The following is an 18,524-nucleotide window of genomic DNA, read 5'->3' on the forward strand; positions in this document are numbered from 1 at the left end:
TTGGGCGGTTCTTGAAAAGCGAAGCCTAGTTAGCCGCTCTGTCCTTTCGCCGCAAGCGCGAGAAGAGCACGCTGAGCCGCTGGACGCCGGTGAAGTGGATGAGGCCGAAATAGATGGCCATGCCCCCACCCACCAGCAGCAAAAGCGCAAGTGCCTTGACCATGAGCGCTGATTGTGGCGCGAGCCAGGGCGCAAGGAGCGTCGCGAGCCCCCAGACGGCAAGCGCCATCAAAAATGCCGCGATAACGATGATGCCATGCCGCCGCGCCTCGCGCGCCGAAAGCCGGAAATGACCCCGCCGCCAGAGAATCGCAGCAAGCATGAACGCATTGATCCAGGCCGACAGAGTGGTGGCGATGGCGATCCCCACATGCGCGAGGAAGGGGAAAAGCGCCAGCGAAATGGCGATGTTGACGACAACCGATATGGCGGCGAGGACCGTGGGCGTCATCGTGTCCTCGCGGGCAAAAAAGCCCGGCTGGAAGACTTTGATCAGCACAAAGGCCGGCAGCCCCCACGCGAAAGCGACAAGTGCCGCCGCCGTCGCCGCCGTCGCCGTCGCATCGAAGGCGCCGCGCTCGAAGAGAACCGAGACGACCGGAGCGGCCAGGACGCCAAGAGCGGTTGCCGCCGGAAGGCTCAGGAGCATGGAGATCAGCAGCGCCGATTCCTGGGACTGTGTGGCCTCAGCCTCGCGCCCCCTTTTAAGATGACGCGCCAGCTCGGGCAGCAGCACGACCGACACGGCAATGCCGATGATCCCGAGCGGAAACTGATAGAGCCGGTCGGCGTAATAGAGGTAGGAAATGGCGCTTTCGGCCTGCGAGGCGATAATGGTGCCGACGAAAATATTGATCTGGGTGATGCCGCCGGCAAAGATCGCCGGGACCGCAAGGAGCCAGAACCGGCGCACGTCAGGGTCGACGCGCGGGAACCGGAACCGGGGCATGAACCCGGTTTTCCTCACCGCCCACACAACCAGCCAGAGTTGAACGACGCCCCCCGCCATGACCCCGATGGCGACCCAGATGGCGTCCAATTGCGGATCGCCGCTCCGATAGACAACAAGGCCGGCCAGGACAATGATGGTGGCCACGTTCAAAAGCACCGGCGCAAAGGCTGCGGCGAGGAACTTTCCCAGCCCGTTGAGAATGCCGCCATAGGCCGCCATCAGCGACATGCAGGCGAGATAGGGAAAGCAGATGCGGGTGAGGAGCACCGTCAGCTCGAACTTTTCCGGATCGGCGAGGAACCCCGGCACAAAGGGGACGAGGATCCACTCCATGAAGATCTCGGCAAGGATCGTGACGATCACCAGGAAAACGATCAGCCAGGAGATGATGCGGGTTGCAAGATCGCGCGCCGCCGCCTCGCCCTGCTGCTCGAGGGATTTGGCGAAAAGCGGCACGAAGGCGGTGTTGAAGGCCCCCTCGGCGAAAAGGCGCCGGAAGAGATTGGGAAACCGGAAGGCGGCGAAAAAGGCGTCTGCGGCGGGCCCCGTGCCAAGCACGCCCGCCATCATGATGTCGCGCAAAAAGCCGAAAATCCGGCTCAAAAGCGTCAGGGCTGAAACCGAAAGAAAGTTCCGGTAAAGACTCAAGGTCTCATGCCTTCTCGTGACCGGCAGCAAAAACCGCTTCCAGCGCCTCGCGGATGCGCTTCTGGCGGGCCGGTGCGGTGATCTTGGCGCCAGTGAGGTCGGTGACATAGAAAACGTCCACCGCCTTTTCGCCATAGGTGCCGATATGGGCCGATCCGATGGTGAGGTTAAGGTCGGAAAGCGCGCGCGTCAGGTGGTACAAGAGGCCCGTCCTGTCGAGCCCGGAAATCTCGATCACCGTGAACTTGTCCGATAGCGCATTGGAGATGAAAATCTCGGTGGGGACCGAGAAGGGCTTGAGACGCTTGTTGTAGCGCGAATCGTAACCGAGATCGGCGGGAAGATATTTGCGGCCCTCGAGCAGCGACCTCACCGTATCGATGATGCGGTTGGCGCGCAGCTTTTCGTCTTCGTCGGCGGTAAAGGCACGGCGAAGCCTGAAGGTATCGAGCGCGTGCCCGTCGCGGGTGGAAAAGATCTGCGCACCGATGATCGAGGCGTCCGCCATCGTGCAGGCCCCGGCAATCAGCGATAGCAGGCGCGGGTGGTCGGGCGTGTAAAAGGAGACTTCGGTGATCGATTCGAAGGTCTTGATGGCGATCGACCCGGCAAAGGGGGACCCGGACTTCTGTGCGCCTTCGATCATTTTCGCATGGGCGACCTGGAGTTCGGGCTCGGCCCTCAGCCAATAATTGGGGTAGTGGCGCTCGAGATAATCATCGAGCTTTTCGGCCGGCCAGTGTGAAAGCGCTGCGCGCAGGGCATCCTGCGCCTCGATGACCCGGTCGCGCTGGGAGACCTGCGAATGACCGCCGGACAACAGGGGTTCGGTGGCGTAATAGAGGGCGCGCAGGAGGGAGCCTTTCCAGCCCGTCCAGACGCCGGGACCGACCGCGCGGATGTCGCAGGCCGTGAGGATCATCAGGAGTGCGAGACGCTGCGGGCTCTGGACGGTCTCGGCGAAGGCCTTGGCGGTCTCGGGGTCCTGGATATCGCGGCTTTGCGCGATTTCGCTCATCAGCAGGTGATGGCGAACGAGCCAGGCGACGGTTTCGGTTTCCGCCGCCGACAGCCCGAGCCGGGGGCAGAATTTCCGAGCGATCGCTTCACCGGCTTCGGAATGATCCTCAGGGCGCCCCTTGGCGATGTCGTGGAGAAAGAGCGCCACATAGAGCAGGCGCACGTCCGATAGATGGGGCAAAAGCTCGTAGGTCAGGGGCAGTTCGTCCCTGAGCTTGCCGTTCTCGACCTCGGCCATCACCCCGACGGCGCGGATCAGATGCTCGTCCACCGTATAGTGGTGATACATGTTGAACTGCATGAGCGCGACGATCTTGCCGAACTCGGGCACGAACTTTCCCAAAACGCCCGATTCGTTCATCCAGCGCAGCACGCGCTCGACCGATTCAGGCGAGGTGAGGATGTCGAGAAAGCAGGCGTTGGCGTCCCGGTCGTTGCGCAGCTTCGCATCGATCAGGCGCATGGAGCGGGTGATTTGCTTGAGCGCATCGGGGTGGAACATCACACCCTCGCGGCCCGCCACATGGAAAATGCGGATGAGGTTGAGGGGGTTTTGCTCGAAGACGTCGGGCCGGGCCACCGTGATCCGTCCGTGTTCGAGGAGGAAATCGGCCTCGCCCCGGATCGGGGTGCGGGCCTTGCGGAAACTGTCAAAGACCCGTCCGAACCCGGAAACCTTCTTGGCGTGGGCAAATTCGAGCGAGGTGCAGAAAATGCGGGTGAGGTCGCCCACATCCTTGGCGACGAGGAAATAGTGCTTCATGAACCGCTCGACGCCCAGCATACCGGCGCGTCCGGCATAGCCAAGCCGCTCGGCCATCTCCTGCTGGATCTCAAAAGTCAGCCGGTCGTCGGCCCGGCGCAGGAGAAAATGCAGGTTGCACCGCACCGCCCAGAGGAAATCTTCGGCGCGCTCGAAACGCCGATATTCGGCGCGCGAGAAGACGCCCTTCTCGATCAGTTCCGCCGCGGTCTGAACGCGGTAGAAATACTTGCCGATCCAGTAAAGCGTGTTGAGGTCGCGCAAGCCGCCCTTGCCGTCCTTGACGTTAGGCTCGACGACATAGCGCGTATTGCCCTGCGCCTCGTGCCGCGCATCGCGCTCGGCCATCTTGGCGGCGATGAACTCCGAGCCCGTGACCGCGACGATCTCGGCCTCGAACCTGCTCCGCATCTGCTCGAACAGGCGCTTTTCGCCGGTGAGGAACCGGCTTTCGAGCGTTGCCGTCCGGACCGTCATGTCCGAGCGCGCCATGCGGATCGAATCCTCGACCGACCGCACAGCGTGGCCGACCTTTTGCCCCAGATCCCAAAGCATATAGAGCACGAATTCGGTGACCGACTCGCCCCACGGGGTCTGCTTGTAGGGCAGGATGAATAAGAGATCGATGTCCGAACCCGGTGCCAGCGTCCCGCGCCCGTACCCGCCGACGGCAGCGATGGCCAACGCCTCGGCCTCCGAGGGGTTTTCCCGCGGGAAAACATAGCGCGTGGCCCACAGATGCGCGGCGCGGATGATTTCGTCCTGTGCGGCGCAAATCGCATGCGCGCAGCGCCTGCCTTTACGGGTCTCGATGAGTTCGGCCTCCGCCGCCTTGCGCGCCGATTTGAGCGCATTGCGCAGATGCTCGAGAACGACGGCCCGCGCCTCAGGCCCGGCGGGGGCGGTCTCGCCCAGCCGGTCGCGGATCTCGGCGACGAGGTTTTCCGCATTGAGCGCGGTACCGGCGCGCGGTTTTCCGGTTTCGCGGTCAGCGAGCGCCGTCGGCATGTCGGGCCTTTTTCAATTCATATATCCATTCGAGCGCTTCGCGCGGCGTCATCTCGTCGGGGCGAGCCTCGTCGATCATAGAAATGAGAGGGTTATCACGAGGTTGAGGCGAAAGCACAGGGGGCGGGCTTTGTGAAAACAGTGGCAGGTCGGCCAGAGCGGAAGCCGGGTTGGCCATTCCACGCTTTTCCAGCGTATCGAGCACGGCCCGGGCACGCGCGATGACCGGACCGGGGAGCCCGGCAAGGCGTGCGACCTGGATGCCGTAGGAGCGATCCGCGGCACCGGGGCCGACCTCGTGGAGAAATACCACTTCGCCCTGATATTCGCGGACCTTCATCGTATGGTTCGAGACGCGTTCGAGCGTTGCCGCGAGCGCCGTCATTTCGTGGTAATGGGTGGCAAAGAGCGCGCGGCAGCCGGTTGATTCATGCAGCGCCTCGACGCAGGCCCATGCGATCGATAGCCCGTCGAAAGTCGCGGTGCCCCGCCCGATCTCATCGAGAATGACCAGGGAGTGGCGTGTCGCGCGGTCGAGGATCGCCGCGGTCTCGACCATTTCGACCATGAAGGTCGAACGCCCGGACGCGATGTCGTCCGATGCGCCGACGCGCGAAAAGACCCTGTCGACGACCCCGATATGGGCCGAGCGGGCGGGAACGTACGACCCCATCTGCGCGAGAATGGCGATCAGCGCATTCTGGCGCAGGAAGGTCGATTTGCCGCCCATGTTGGGCCCGGTCACGAGCCAAAGCTGACCGCCCTCGCCATTCGTTCCCGAAAGCGCGCAATCATTGGCGACAAAGCTCTGCCCTTCGCCCTCCAGCGTCCGTTCGACCACGGGATGCCGGCCTCCTTCGATCATGAAGGCAAGCGAATCATCGATCTTGGGCCGCGCGAAACTGCGTTCGGCGGCGAGCAAGGCCAGCGCAGCGGCCACATCGAGCCCGGCGAGCGCGTCGGCGACGGCTTGCAGCAATGGGGTCTCGACCAGGACAATTTCGCGCAGCCGCGTAAAAATCGCGGCCTCGATTTCGAGCGCGATATCGTTGGCCCGCGCGATGCGGCCTTCGAGATCGGCCAACTCGCCGGTGGTGAAGCGCATGGCATTGGCCAGCGTCTGGCGATGGATGAAGCGGTTGTCAAAAGCCCCGTTCATGAGCCTTGCGCCGTGGCTGGCCGGAACCTCGACGAAAAACCCCAAAACGTTGTTGTGCCTGATCTTCAAGGCCTTGACGTCGGTCAGATCAACAAGCTCGGCCTGAAGCTGGGCGATGATCTTGCGGCTTTCCGAACCGAGCCTGCGCTGCGTGTCGAGCTCGGCTTCATAGCCGGTGGCGACAAACCCGCCGTCACGGGCAAGGAGCGGAACGTCATCGGCCAGTGCACGCGCCAGTTCATCGGCAACGGGCTGGGGGGCGGCATCGAGCGTGGCCGCGATCTCTTCGAGCCCCGGAGGCAAGGGCGCCAGGTCCGAGATCGAAGCCTTGAGGGCGCCGGCGATGGTGCGTGCCTGCGCAATGGCACGGCCGACAGCTGCGAGATCGCGCGGGCCGCCGCGGTCGAGATGGAGCCGGGTCAGCGCGCGGGCGATATCGGGGGTGGTCCTCAGCATCCCGCGCAGGGCCGATACGAGCGTCGTATCCGCGACCAGCCGTTCGACCATGTCGAGCCGCGCATTGATCGCCGCGGGGTCGACCAGCGGGGCCGCGAGCCGCTGCGCAAAGGCACGCGCCCCGGGTTGGGTGACCGTCAGGTCGATGGCGTGCCGGAGCGCACCGCGGGTTTCCCCGCGCTGGGTGACGAGCAATTCGAGTGAGGCGCGTGTCGCCATATCGATGCGCATATGGGACACGCCCCGCTCGACGAGCGGCGGGCGGAGCGCGACCCCCGAGGACTTCTGCGTTTGGGCTACATAGGCGAGGAGCGCGCCGAGTGCGGCGCGGGCCGGTCGTGAAAACGCGGTGGGATCGACCAAGCCCGCGAAAGTCTCGCGCAGGAGCAGGGCTCCGGTTTCCGAATCCGAGGCATCGGCCGGACCTTGAACAAGCCGGGCCACAACCGTCTGGGGCAGGCCCGCTTCGGCCTTGAGGGTCTGGAAAAGCGCAGGTGGGGCAATGATTTCCGCGGGATCGATCCGTCCGATCTCGTCGGCCAGTGCCTCTGGCTGGCAATCGGCCGCGAACATCTCGCCGGTCGAAATGTCCGTCCATGCGAGGGCATAGCCCTCATCGCCATGCCGGACGCGCGCCAGCGAAAGGAGGAAATTGTTCCCGCCCTGGGGCAGAAGGTCGTCCTCGGTCAGCGTGCCGGGGGTCACGAGCCGTACCACGTCGCGTTTGACGACCGATTTCGAGCCGCGCCTTCTCGCTTCGGCGGGGTCTTCGACCTGCTCGCAGACCGCAACCCGGTGGCCGAGCCCGATCAGTTTCTTGAGATAATCCTGTGCGGCATGCACCGGAACCCCGCACATGGGGATGTCGGCACCCTGATGCTTGCCACGCCGGGTCAGCGTGATGCCGAGGGCTTGGGCGGCAATTTCGGCGTCCTCGAAGAACAGCTCGTAAAAATCGCCCATGCGGTAAAACAGGAGATAGCCGGGATTGGCGCCCTTGATCTCGAAAAACTGCGCCATCATGGGCGTGACGGCTCCCGGATCGGAAGCGAAATTGCCAGCCTGTTGCGCCGTGGTGTCCATCAGGATTTGAAGCGGTCTCGCATGGGGAAAGTCAGGGAACCTAGAGTATATCGGAACCGATTCCAACCGTTAGACGCGGCTTGTCAAAGCCGGTCCCGGTCGAGGTTCAAAGCGCCGCCGCCAGGGGCGTGGCGCATCGGCAAGGGGCGCGACAACGAGGACATCGATGGTCCCGAAAACGGGATCGACAAAGGCGGTGCGCCCGATATGGGCGCCGATTTGCAAGTAACCGCGGACAAGGGCCGGCATCTGGCGCATGGCGAGCCGACGGTCGAGCGCTTGGGGCGCAACGAGGTCCATGGGAACGGCGCCCCCGGACCGGGCCTCGGCATGCCATGCCGGTCCTCCAACCTCGTGGTGACAAAGCCAGGAGAGAGCCATGGCGTGTGCCCTCGGGTCGGTCCCCGGAAAACTCGCCACGCCGAAATAGACATCGATTCCGTGCCGCGCAGCGTAAACGAAAAGCCCGCGCCAGAGCGCATCGAGCACGCCTAGCGCGCGATAAGGTTGTGCAACGCAAGAGCGTCCCACCTCGCAAAAGCGCAAATGCGGATGGCGTCCAAAAAGCTGGGCGAGATCGAATTCGGCGTCCGAATAAAAGCCGGAAACCGCCGCTTCCGAGCGCAAGGCGCGATAGGTGCCGACGACGGGCGGTCTCCCCTCGGGCGTTTTCGCGCTACGATCGCAAACGATGATGTGATCGCAAAAGGGGTCGAATCGGTCGGCCTCGATCCCCGAGGCCAGCGGGGGAAGCTGTGCTTCGGTGCGGAACACCTCATGCCGCAGCTGCTGGGCGGCGCGAACTTCCGCTTCGCTTGCCGCAAGGCGCACCTCAAACGGCCCCTGACGGGCAAGGATGTGATCGTCGGCAGCATATCTTAGAGCGGCTGGGGCCAAAAGGTCCTCCGTTCCGGGACGTGCCGCCGATCATAAGCAAGACCGGCGAAAGACAAAACCGGTCAATTGGGCGCGATGGCGATCCTGCACCGGTGACGATAGGGATTGTCCGGCGTGATGATGATCGAGGGGAAATGAGGATGTGCAAGCGCGCCGGGAAACGCCTGGTCCTCAAGACAAAGCCCCGAATATTTTCCGTACCGCCTGCCCTCGAGCCCCGGCACCGGGCAGTCGGTCATCACGCCGTTATAGAACTGCACCCCAGGCCGGTCGGTAAAAAGCTCGAGCCGCAACGCCTCGTCGGGCCCGACGACCGACGCAACCGGCTTTGCCGGATCGCGGCGCGTGGCCAGGGCCAGGTTGAGGTCGTAATCGACGGGCGCCCCCGAAGCATCGCGCAGGGTGCGCGGCGTCCTGAGATCGTAGGGTGTGCCGGAAACCGGAAGCAGTGCGCCGGTGGGCAGGAGCGCATCATTGACCTCGCTATAGGCGGGAGCGTCGATCTGGACCGTGTGATCGAGCACGTCAGGACCCGTGCCGAGATTGAAATAGTGGTGCTGGACGAGGCTCAGCGGCGTCGGGCGGTCGGTGGTCGCGGAAAGATCGAGGCTGAGGCTGTAACCCTCGAGCCGGTAGACCGCTTCCACTTTCACCCTGCCGGGAAAACCCATTTCGCCATCGGGCGAGGTATAGGTGAAGCTGATCGCATTGCTTTGGGTGTCGGGCTCGATATCCCAGTCGACGCGCCCAAGGCCCCCCGGGCCGCCATGGAGGCAATTGGGGCCTTCATTGGCAGGCAGGGAATAGGTCTTGCCGTCGAGCGTGAATTTCGCATCCGCGATTCGATTGGCGACGCGCCCCACGAGGGCCCCGAAATGCGGGCTGTGGACCGGATAGGGATCGAACGTCTCGAACCCCAGCGCGACCGGACGCAGCACCCCGCCCACGGGCACCCGCCAGTCCCGTACCGTAACTCCCCAGGTGATGACGCTGACCTCGACCCCGGTCGTCGAAACGAGCTTGGCCTCGTCCACCCCGTGGCCCTGCCAGGTGCCAACCCTTTCAATTGCGATGGTCATCAATACCCCCTCTTTGCCTGTTTCCCCGCCGCAGACTTGACGGATTCGCAGCAAGGCTGCAATGAGTACCGTACCTCGATTGGCTTGGGGAGGCCGATTTGGCAATCGAACCTGCTGGCGGACGGGTTACGGTGCACGATTTGGCGCGTGCGGCGGGCGTGTCTTTGGCCACGATTGATCGCGTGCTCAACGCGCGTCCCGGCGTGCGGCCCGCCACCGCGGCGCGGGTCGAGGAGGCAATAGCCCGGATCGGGTTCAAGCGCGACATGACGGCGTCGATGCTGGCGCGTGCCCGCGATATCCGGCTGGCCTTCATCTTGCCCGAAGGCACCAACCAGTTCATGACAAAGCTCGCCGAGGCGGTGGAGACCATCGGCGCGCAGGCGCGGGCCGAGCGCGTGGTCTTTGATCTCGACCGCATCCGGTCGATCGATGCGCAAGCGCTATCGGATGCGCTCGATGCGCTCGACGCCGATACCTATGATGGCGCGGCGATCGTTGCCATCGACAAGCCGGCGGTCCACGCGGCGGTGGCGAGGGCCACGGGGCGCGGGCTCAAGATCATAACGCTGGTCTCGGACCTTCCCGGATCGGCCCGGCGGGCCTTCGTGGGGATCGACAACGCGGCGGCGGGCCGCACGGCAGGAAGCCTCATGGGCCGTTTCTGTCCCCAAGGCGGCAAGATCATGCTGGTCGCGGGCTCCATGGGCCTCATCGACCACGCCGAACGCATTTCGGGGTTCCGCAGCATCGTCAGTAGCGAATTCCCCGCCGTCTCGGTTTTGGGTCCGGTTGAAGGGCAGGACGAATTCACCCTGACCTACGAACGCACGCTCGCCTTTATGGGCGAGCATCCCGACATCGTCGGCGTCTATAATGTGGGGGCGGGCAATGCCGGGCTCGTCATGGCACTGACCGAGGCAGGGCTTGCAGGCAAGGTGCGGTTCGTCGCACATGAATTGACCGGGCCGACCTGCGCCGGCCTCAATTCGGGAGTTATCGATGTGGTGATCGTTCAGAGCCCGGAAGACGAGATCCGGGCCGTATGGGCGGCGGCTCGGCGGCTGGTGCTGGGCCCCGACGCGGCGCCACCCGAGTCCCCCATCGAGATAAAGGTTTTCTTGCGCGACAATCTGCGCTAGGTGAAGAGCCTCACATGGCAGGCAAGCGATAGCGATGTGCCCGGAAAATGGTCTGTTCCACGCCGGGACTAGCTAAGCTGATAAAAATGAGGTACGTACGTCAAAAATGCAGTGGAACTGCATGGGTCCGGCGTAGGGAGGAGTGAAGCGATGACCTATCTCGGTCTCGATATCGGCACATCCGGTGTCAAGGTGATGTTGATCGATGCAAACGGGCGGGCGCTCGCGGAGGCCTCGGCCCCGGCGGTCGAGCCCGTCCGGCCCAGGCCGGGCTGGTCGGAACAGAACCCGGCCGACTGGTGGTCCGCGACGTTGGGCGCCATCGACGGGCTCAGGCAAAGCCATCCCAAGGAACTGGCCGCCGTCAAGGGCATCGGGCTCTCGGGTCATATGCATGGCGCGACGCTCCTGGGAGAAAATGACGACGTTCTGCGCCCCTGCATCTTGTGGAACGACGGGCGGTCTGCCGCTGAATGCGCGGAAATGGAAGCAGCGCTCCCCTCGTTGCGGAATTTGGCGGGCAACATCGCCATGCCCGGCTTTACCGCACCCAAGATTGCCTGGGTGCGCAAGAACGAACCCGAAATCTATAAGAAAATCAGCAAGGTCTTGCTCCCCAAGGCCTATGTGCGGCTCCTCTTGACGGGCGAGCATGTGGAAGAAATGTCGGACGCCGCCGGAACCCTCTGGCTCGACGTCGCTAGGCGTGACTGGTCCGACGAACTCCTGGGCGTCACCGGGCTGACCCGCCAACACATGCCGCGCCTTGTCGAAGGCTCGGCATCGTCGGCACAATTGAAATCCGAACTCGCGGCCCGCTGGGGCATGTCCGGCGCGGTTATCGTTGCCGGCGGAGCGGGGGACAATGCGGCGGCGGCCTGTGGCATCGGGGCGATCCGGCCCGGCGAGGGTTTCGTCTCGCTCGGAACGTCCGGCGTGCTGTTCGTCTCGAACGAGAAATTCTCGCCCAATACCGATGGGGCGGTTCACGCCTTCTGTCACGCGATTCCCGACACCTGGCACCAGATGGGTGTCATTCTCTCGGCCACGGACTCGCTCAACTGGCTCTCGCGCATCACCGGCAAGAAGCAGGCGGCGCTCTCGGGCGAGGCTGAAAGCCAGTTCACAGGGCCGGGGGAAGCGATTTTCCTGCCCTATCTTTCGGGCGAACGTACCCCCCACAACAACGCCAATGCGCGGGGATCGTTCGTGGGGCTTTCCCAATCGACCGACACTGCCCAACTCGCCCAGGCGGTGATGGAAGGGGTGAGCTTCGCCATGCGCGACTGCCAGCGGGTGCTGTCGGATGCAGGCACGCGGATCAATCGCCTGCTCGCGGTGGGTGGAGGCTCGAAATCCACCCTTTGGCTCAAGATGCTTGCCACCAATCTCAAGATGGAAATCGCGCTTCCCGAGGACGGCGATTTCGGCGGTGCGCTGGGGGCGGCCCGTCTTGGCCTGTGTGCCGCCGAGAATGCCGATCCCGCGCAGGTGATGTCCATGCCGCCGATCAAGACCACCATCGCGCCCGACGCGTCGCTGTCGGGGGCTTACGATCAACAGTACCAGCGCTATCGCGCGCTTTACGAGGGCATCGAGGAGGCCCGTATCTAAGATGAGCGATTTTTTCAAAGGCCTGTCCAAGGTCAAATATGAAGGCTCTGAGAGCAAGAACCCGCTGGCCTATCGCCATTACAACAAGGACGAGATCGTCGCCGGCAAGCGGATGGAAGACCATATCCGCCCGGCAATCGCCTATTGGCACACGTTTGCGGCCGAAGGCGGCGACCCGTTCGGCGGTCGGACTTTCGACCGCCCCTGGTACGACAAGGGCATGGAAGGGGCGAAATTGAAGGCCGAAGTGGCCTTCGAGTTCTTTGACCTCCTGGACGTGCCGTTCTTTTGCTTTCACGATGTCGATATCGCCCCCGAAGGCGCAACGCTCGCCGAGAGCAACAAGAACGTGCGCGAGATCGGCGACATCTTTGCAAAGAAGATGGAACAGACCGGCACAAAGCTCCTCTGGGGCACCGCCAACCTCTTTTCCAACCGCCGCTACATGGCGGGCGCGGCGACCAACCCCGATCCGGACGTCTTCGCCTATGCCGCCGGGCAGGTCAAAAACGTGCTCGAGTTGACCCACGAACTGGGCGGGCAAAACTATGTGCTCTGGGGCGGCCGCGAGGGCTATGAGACGCTTTTGAACACCAAGGTCGGCCATGAAGCCGACCAGATGGCGCGCTTCCTCCATCTCGTGATCGACCATGCCAAGAAGATCGGCTTTGACGGCACGATTCTGATCGAACCCAAGCCGCAGGAGCCCTCCAAGCACCAGTACGACTTCGACGTCGCAACGGTCTACGGGTTCCTCCAGCGCTATGGTCTCGAAAAGGAGGTCAAGTGCAACATCGAGGTCGGGCACGCCTTCCTTGCCGGCCATTCCTTCGAGCATGAACTGGCCATCGCCTCCTCGCTCGGCATGCTCGGCTCGGTCGATGCCAATCGTAACGACCTGCAATCTGGTTGGGATACCGACCAGTTCCCCAACAATGCCGGGGAAATGGCACTGGCCTTCTATTACATCTTGAAACAGGGCGGCCTGGGCAAGGGTGGCTTTAACTTCGACGCCAAGGTGCGGCGTCAGTCGCTCGATCCCGCCGATCTGCTTTACGGGCATATCGGTGGCCTCGATACGCTGGCGCGCGGCCTCAAGGGCGCGGCTGCCCTCATCGCCGACGGCGAGTTCGACCGGTTGCTCGACGAACGCTATGCAGGCTGGGACAGCGGCATGGGCAAGGACATCCTCGCCGGAAAGCTCAGCCTGGCCGAGATCGCGGACCGGGTTCATGCCGAGAACATCAACCCGCAGCCCAGGTCGGGCCGTCAGGAATATCTCGAGAACCTCGTTAACCGCTTCGTGTAGCAGCAGGCATAGCTGCAACCCCTCGCGAGCCTCCCTCTCCCGCAAAGGGACAGAGAGGCTCGTGAGGCTGACATACCGCCGCTTCCAGGACGATAAAAGGGGAGGAGACCCTAACCATGCCGATGCGCCCCAATCCCATCCTGCCGGGGTTTAATCCAGATCCCTCCATCCTCAGGGTCGGCGACGACTACTATATCGCCACCTCGACCTTCGAATGGTATCCCGGCGTCCAGATTCATCATTCCAAGGACCTTGCGAACTGGACGCTCATCACCCGTCCGCTGACGCGCAAGAGCCAGCTCGACATGCGTGGCAACCCCGATTCATGCGGGATTTGGGCGCCGTGCCTTACCCATGACGGGGAGAAATTCTGGCTGGTCTATACCGACGTCAAGCGCAAGGACGGCTCGTTCAAGGACGCCCATAACTATATCGTTACCGCCGAAGACATCATGGGGCCGTGGTCCGATCCGGTCTATGTCAATTCCTCCGGTTTCGACCCCTCCCTGTTCCATGACGACGACGAAAAAAAATGGTTCGTCAACATGCTCTGGGACCACCGTGGCCGCACGCACAAATTCACAGGCATCGCGCTCCAGCAATTCGATCCGGTGGCGGGAAAGCTGGTGGGCGACCGCAAGAACATCTTCAAGGGCACCGAACTGGCGCTCGTGGAGGGCCCCCACCTCTACAAGCGCAATGGCTGGTATTACCTGCTGACCGCCGAGGGCGGGACGGGATACGAGCACGCTTGCACCTTTGCCCGATCGCGTTCGATCGATGGTCCCTACGAGCTTCATCCCGACAAATATATCGTCACCGCCAAGGACACCCCGCTCAATCCGCTCCAGCGCGCCGGACATGGCGATATCGTCGAGACGCCCGACGGGCGGACCTATATCGTGCACTTGACCGGCCGCCCCACTACCCAGAAACGCCGCTGCGTCCTGGGCCGCGAGACCGCCATCCAGGAGGCGGTATGGAAGGATGACGACTGGCTCTATCTCAAGCATGGAACCAACGTTCCGGCGTCCGAGGTCGAAGTGCCCGGCGTTTGGGACGAGGACGGGTTCTATGCCGAAAAGCGCTACACTTTCGAGACCGGTAAACCGCTCGATATCGATTTCCAATGGCTCAGGACGCCGGAAACCGATCGCATCTTCCAGATCGCCGACAACAAACTGCGCCTCTTTGGCCGCGAGTCGATCGCCTCGTGGTTCGAGCAGGCCCTGGTCGCGCGCCGCCAGCAGCATTTCAACTATGAGGCGGAGACCGAACTAACATTCGATCCCACCGACGAGCGCGAGTTCGCCGGGCTGATCGCCTATTACGGGCGCTACAACTTCCACTATTGCGCGGTGAGCGGGGACGAGAACGGCAATCGCGAACTGCTCCTGATGAGTTCGCTCGTCAGCCACCCGGATGGAAATCTCTCCTTCATGGGCGAACCGATCCCGCTGCCCAAGACCGGGGCAATTCGTTTGAAGGCGGTGATCCGGGATTCCCAGCTCCAGTTCTATTGGGCCGAAAAGGGCGGGGACTGGCAGAAGGCTGGACCGGTACTCGACGCCTCGATCCTTTCCGACGAGTGCGGTGGACATGCCGAACACGGCAGCTTCACCGGTGCCTTTGTCGGCATGGCGGCTCACGACCTCAACGGCACGGCACGGCCCGCCGATTTCTCGTACTTCACCTATCGGCCGACAAGAGGGTGACGGGGAGGAGGCGTTCTGCACAAGCCGGAACGCGCCAGATTGCACGAAAGGCGAATCCCGGAAACGGGATCCGCGTTTCGTGAAAGGCAGTAGCGCAGGGCGAGGAGGCTGCCGTTTCGGGGCGTTCAGGCCGGCCCTAGATTAGATCCGGGTGCCGGAAAACCAGCGTTGCGTTGGTGCCGCCAAAGCCGAAACTGTTCGAAAGCACGATGCCCAGGTCCACGTCGTCGCGGCGCGACCTCAGGATCGGCATGTCTTCAAATTCCGGATCGAGCGTTTCGATATTGGCGCTTTCGCAGATGAAGCGGTGCTGCATCATCAAGAGCGAATAGATGCACTCCTGCACCCCCGTCGCGCCGAGCGAATGCCCGGTCAGCGATTTCGTGGCCGATAGCGGCGGGCACTTGTCCTCATTGCCGAAGACCTGTCGCAGCGCTTCGATTTCCTTCTTGTCGCCCACCGGTGTCGACGTGGCGTGCGGGTTGATGTAGTCGACCTTTTCCTTGACGGTCTCGAGCGCGATTCTCATGCATCGAACCGCACCCTCGCCCGAGGGCGCCACCATGTCGTAACCGTCCGAGGTCGCGCCATACCCGACGATTTCTCCGTAGATCGTCGCGCCCCGCGCCTTGGCGTGTTCGAGCTCCTCGAGCACCAGAACGCCCGCGCCGCCGGCAATCACGAAACCGTCGCGATTGGCGTCGTAGGCCCGCGAGGCGGTCTGCGGGGTCTCGTTGAAATTCGAGCTCATCGCCCCCATCGCATCGAAAAGGTTCGACATCGACCAGTCGAGATCCTCATGCCCGCCTGCAAAGACGATGTCCTGCTTGCCGAGCTGGATCTGTTCGTAGGCATTGCCGATGCAATGCTTGGACGTCGCGCAGGCCGACGAGATCGAATAATTCACTCCCAGAATGCCGAACTGGGTGGCCAGCGTCGCCGATGCGGTCGAGCTCATTGCCTTTGGGACGGCGAGGGGGCCGATGCGCTTGGGGCTCTTGTTGGTGCGGGTGATGTCGGCGGCTTCGACGACGGCACGAGTCGAGGGCCCGCCCGACCCCATGACGATTCCGGTGCGCGGGTTCTTGATGTCGTTCTCCGCAAGTCCCGCCATCGCGATGGCCTCGGCCATGGCGATGTAGTTCCAGGCCGCGCCCTTGGCCATGAAACGCGTCGTGCGCCGGTCGAGAACCGAAAAGGGGTCGAGCGAAGGCGCGCCATGCACCTGGCAGCGGAAGCCGTATTCTACATAATCCTCCGCACGGGAAATGCCGGGCCGCGCGGCCTTGAGACTATCGAGCACCTCGGAGATGTTGTTCCCGATCGAGGAAACGATCCCCATCCCGGTGACCACAACACGCTTCATCTTTGCCTCTTGGAATTCGTCAAATCGTTCGTTTCCGGACGGTCTCCCCGGGACGAGCCTAGAACGCGCTCGTGTCGGTAAAAAGGCCGACCCGGAGATCGTTCGCCTCATAAATGAGCTTGCCGTCAGCCTTCAAGTAGCCGTCCGCAATGCCGAGCGCCAGTTTCGAGCGCATCACGCGCTTGATGTCGATCCCATATTCGACCAGTTTGATCCCCTCCGTCACCTGCCCGCGGAACTTGATCTCGCCGCCGAGTGCCCGCCCCCGTCCGGGCGAGCCGCCCCAGCCGAGGAAAAACCCGGTCATCTGCCAGAGCGCATCGAGCCCCAGGCATCCCGGCATCACGGGATCGCCGTCGAAATGGCATTTGAAGAACCAGAGATCCGGGGTCACGTCGAGTTCGGCGCGCACCTGACCCTTGGAAAAGGCCCCGCCATTGTCATCGATCCGCGTAATACGGTCAAACATAAGCATCGGCGGCAGAGGAAGCTGCGCATTACCCGGCCCGAACAACTCTCCGCGTCCGCACGCCAAAAGCTCTTCGTAATCATAGGAATGGGCGCGATCTGCCATGAGCTCCCCTCAATTATTGAAACCTGTGTAGAGGGCATTGGCCAAGGGGGTCAATAGATCATTTGGGTTTATGGCGCAGGGGCGCGGGGCTTTTCCACGAGGTCGGGAGGCTTGGTTGCCTCGGGCGGGTTACGCAAGCTGCATTTTCTTCTGGCGCCGCCGGACCACGGACGAGGGAATGTTCATCCCTTCGCGATATTTGGCCACCGTGCGCCGGGCCACGTCGATCCCCTGCTCCTTTTTGAGAATCTCGGCGATGGTGTCGTCCGAAAGCACAGCCTCTGCCGGCTCGGCGTCGATCAGCTGCCTTATGCGGTGGCGTACGGCCTCCGCCGAATGGTCCTCGCCCCCGCTCGCCGAATTGAGCGCCGTCGTAAAGAAGTACTTCATTTCAAATAGCCCGCGCGGGGTGGCCATGTACTTGTTCGCAGTCACGCGCGAGACCGTTGATTCGTGCATTTCGATGGCGGCGGCTACCGTCTTGAGCGTCATGGGCTTCAAATGGGCGATGCCGTGGGTCAGAAAGGCATCCTGCTGCTTTACGATCTCGGTGGCCACCTTGAGAACGGTCTGGGCGCGTTGGTCGAGGCTCTTGGTGAGCCAGTTGGCCGTGTTGAGGCAATCGACGAGAAAGCTCTTTTCACCGGCGTTGCGCGTCTTTTTCGCAACCGTCGCATAATAGGTGCGGTTCACCAGAACCCGCGGCAGCACCTCGGAATTGACCTCGATCTGCCAGTCTCCCTGAGGCCCGCGCCGCACGAACACGTCGGGGACCACCGCTTGCACCGGCGCGCCGTCAAAAGCGCGGCCCGGATTGGGGTCGAGCGCGCGCAATTCGGCCAGCATATCCATCAGGTCCTCGCGGCTCGCGCCGATGACCTTGGCAAGCCCCATGAGATCGTGGCTGGCGATCATGTCGAGCCGGACGAGAAGGGCCGCAATCATCGGGTCTAGCCGGTTCTTCTCGCGCAGCTGGATGGCAAGGCATTCGGACAGGTTGCGCGCAAAAACACCCAGAGGGTCGCAGCCCTGGACCTTTTCGAGCACCGCTTCGACGGTTTCGGGGCGGGCGCCGAGCTGCTCGGCGATCTGCGCGCAATCGGTAACGAGGTAGCCCCGCTCATCGAGATTGTCGATGAGGTTGCGGGCGATAAGGCGGTCGACCGGATCCTTGACGATCAGCGCCACCTGCTCGGCCAGATGGTCGGCGAGCGTCGGCCGGCTCGAGACATATTGGTCGATGTCGGGCGCATCGAGCCCGGCGAAGGTTGACTTGCCCTCGGGCCAGGAACTCGACTGGCTGAGCGAATCCTGACCGGTCTGCTCGGGAAACACGTTTGCGACATCGGTATCGAAGCTGTCGGCGATCGAGGCCGCGCTTTCAAGGTGGGACGCCTGTTCGACGACGTCCCGGTAGGGGTCGATCTCGACGGCGCGTTCGCGTTCGAGCGGACTATCGCCGTCGCCTCCGTCCTCGCGTTCGAGCAGGGGATTGCGCATGAGCTCGGCGTCGACGAAGGCGCTCAATTCGAGATGGCTCAACTGCAGCAGCCGGATCGAAGCCATGAGCTGCGGCGTGAGCGTCAGCGTCTGGGACTGCCGGACATCCAGCCGCGGCGATAGAGCCATAGTCGTCATAATCCCCTGTGTCGTTCCAAGCCGGAAGGCGTCAGAACCGCCCGGCTTGCGAAGGCGACACTAGGGGATTTTCCCCGCGCATACAAGTTTCATGCCAGAGC

General features: G+C 63.0%; 12 protein-coding genes. 4 read left to right on the plus strand and 8 right to left on the minus strand.

Annotation, left to right across the window (positions count from 1 at the left end; translation table 11 throughout):
* Nucleotides 1–25: 25 nt before the first annotated feature.
* From murJ to I2G20_RS14290, 5 genes are all read right to left on the minus strand, one after another.
* A complete protein-coding gene (murJ, locus tag I2G20_RS14270; RefSeq protein ID WP_196260395.1) occupies nucleotides 26–1,600 on the minus strand; it encodes a murein biosynthesis integral membrane protein MurJ in 1,575 nt (524 codons plus the stop codon).
* Between the two features lie 4 nt (nucleotides 1,601–1,604).
* Nucleotides 1,605–4,391: a [protein-PII] uridylyltransferase gene (locus I2G20_RS14275; RefSeq protein WP_196260396.1), complete on the minus strand. Its 2,787-nt coding sequence runs from the start codon at nucleotides 4,389–4,391 to the stop codon at nucleotides 1,605–1,607.
* Entirely contained in the window at nucleotides 4,372–7,089 is a 2,718-nt protein-coding gene (mutS, locus tag I2G20_RS14280) for a DNA mismatch repair protein MutS (RefSeq protein ID WP_246473090.1), read from the minus strand. The genes I2G20_RS14275 and mutS overlap by 20 nt, the downstream gene beginning before the upstream one ends.
* A 69-nt stretch (nucleotides 7,090–7,158) precedes the next feature.
* Nucleotides 7,159–7,986 (minus strand): GNAT family N-acetyltransferase, encoded by an 828-nt coding sequence (locus I2G20_RS14285; protein ID WP_196260397.1) that lies wholly within the window; start codon nucleotides 7,984–7,986, stop codon nucleotides 7,159–7,161.
* Nucleotides 7,987–8,048: 62 nt separating this feature from the next.
* Nucleotides 8,049–9,065 carry an aldose epimerase family protein gene (locus I2G20_RS14290; protein WP_196260398.1) on the minus strand — a complete coding sequence of 339 codons (1,017 nt, stop codon included), beginning with the start codon at nucleotides 9,063–9,065 and terminating at the stop codon, nucleotides 8,049–8,051.
* A gap of 98 nt (nucleotides 9,066–9,163) precedes the next feature.
* Here I2G20_RS14290 and I2G20_RS14295 point away from each other — a divergent pair, with 98 nt between their 5' ends.
* From I2G20_RS14295 to I2G20_RS14310, 4 genes are all read left to right on the plus strand, one after another.
* Entirely contained in the window at nucleotides 9,164–10,207 is a 1,044-nt protein-coding gene (locus I2G20_RS14295; protein ID WP_196260399.1) for a LacI family DNA-binding transcriptional regulator, read from the plus strand.
* A 150-nt stretch (nucleotides 10,208–10,357) separates the two neighbouring features.
* Nucleotides 10,358–11,821: a xylulokinase gene (gene xylB, locus I2G20_RS14300; protein WP_196260400.1), complete on the plus strand. Its 1,464-nt coding sequence runs from the start codon at nucleotides 10,358–10,360 to the stop codon at nucleotides 11,819–11,821.
* A 1-nt stretch (nucleotide 11,822) separates the two neighbouring features.
* The gene (xylA, locus tag I2G20_RS14305) at nucleotides 11,823–13,130 is read left to right on the plus strand and encodes a xylose isomerase (RefSeq protein WP_196260401.1); all 1,308 of its coding nucleotides are present in this window, start codon (nucleotides 11,823–11,825) and stop codon (nucleotides 13,128–13,130) included.
* Between the two features lie 122 nt (nucleotides 13,131–13,252).
* Nucleotides 13,253–14,845 carry a glycoside hydrolase family 43 protein gene (locus I2G20_RS14310; protein WP_196260443.1) on the plus strand — a complete coding sequence of 531 codons (1,593 nt, stop codon included), beginning with the start codon at nucleotides 13,253–13,255 and terminating at the stop codon, nucleotides 14,843–14,845.
* Nucleotides 14,846–14,981: 136 nt separating this feature from the next.
* On the opposite strand, the gene fabB is transcribed toward I2G20_RS14310, so the two are convergent.
* The 3 genes from fabB to rpoN all read right to left on the minus strand — a co-directional run bounded on the left by fabB (nucleotide 14,982) and on the right by rpoN (nucleotide 18,414).
* Nucleotides 14,982–16,211 (minus strand): beta-ketoacyl-ACP synthase I, encoded by a 1,230-nt coding sequence (fabB, locus tag I2G20_RS14315; RefSeq protein ID WP_196260402.1) that lies wholly within the window; start codon nucleotides 16,209–16,211, stop codon nucleotides 14,982–14,984.
* A gap of 58 nt (nucleotides 16,212–16,269) precedes the next feature.
* Nucleotides 16,270–16,785, minus strand: a complete 516-nt coding sequence (gene fabA / locus I2G20_RS14320; RefSeq protein WP_196260403.1) for a 3-hydroxyacyl-[acyl-carrier-protein] dehydratase FabA — start codon at nucleotides 16,783–16,785, stop codon at nucleotides 16,270–16,272.
* Nucleotides 16,786–16,914: 129 nt separating this feature from the next.
* The gene (rpoN, locus tag I2G20_RS14325; protein WP_196260404.1) at nucleotides 16,915–18,414 is read right to left on the minus strand and encodes an RNA polymerase factor sigma-54; all 1,500 of its coding nucleotides are present in this window, start codon (nucleotides 18,412–18,414) and stop codon (nucleotides 16,915–16,917) included.
* Nucleotides 18,415–18,524 lie beyond the last annotated feature (110 nt).

It is taken from the genome of Pelagibacterium limicola (assembly GCF_015694405.1).
Classification (GTDB): domain Bacteria; phylum Pseudomonadota; class Alphaproteobacteria; order Rhizobiales; family Devosiaceae; genus Pelagibacterium; species Pelagibacterium limicola.

Excerpts from the sequence above, each read along its gene's own strand:
- fabB (WP_196260402.1), bottom strand. The coding sequence starts at position 16,211 with ATGAAGCGTGTTGTGGTCACCGGGATGGGGATCGTTTCCTCGATCGGG.
- I2G20_RS14275 (WP_196260396.1), bottom strand. The coding sequence starts at position 4,391 with ATGCCGACGGCGCTCGCTGACCGCGAAACCGGAAAACCGCGCGCCGGT.
- fabA (WP_196260403.1), bottom strand. The coding sequence starts at position 16,785 with ATGGCAGATCGCGCCCATTCCTATGATTACGAAGAGCTTTTGGCGTGC.
- I2G20_RS14290 (WP_196260398.1), bottom strand. The coding sequence starts at position 9,065 with ATGACCATCGCAATTGAAAGGGTTGGCACCTGGCAGGGCCACGGGGTG.
- xylA (WP_196260401.1), top strand. The coding sequence starts at position 11,823 with ATGAGCGATTTTTTCAAAGGCCTGTCCAAGGTCAAATATGAAGGCTCT.
- rpoN (WP_196260404.1), bottom strand. The coding sequence starts at position 18,414 with ATGGCTCTATCGCCGCGGCTGGATGTCCGGCAGTCCCAGACGCTGACG.
- mutS (WP_246473090.1), bottom strand. The coding sequence starts at position 7,089 with ATGGACACCACGGCGCAACAGGCTGGCAATTTCGCTTCCGATCCGGGA.
- I2G20_RS14310 (WP_196260443.1), top strand. The coding sequence starts at position 13,253 with ATGCGCCCCAATCCCATCCTGCCGGGGTTTAATCCAGATCCCTCCATC.
- xylB (WP_196260400.1), top strand. The coding sequence starts at position 10,358 with ATGACCTATCTCGGTCTCGATATCGGCACATCCGGTGTCAAGGTGATG.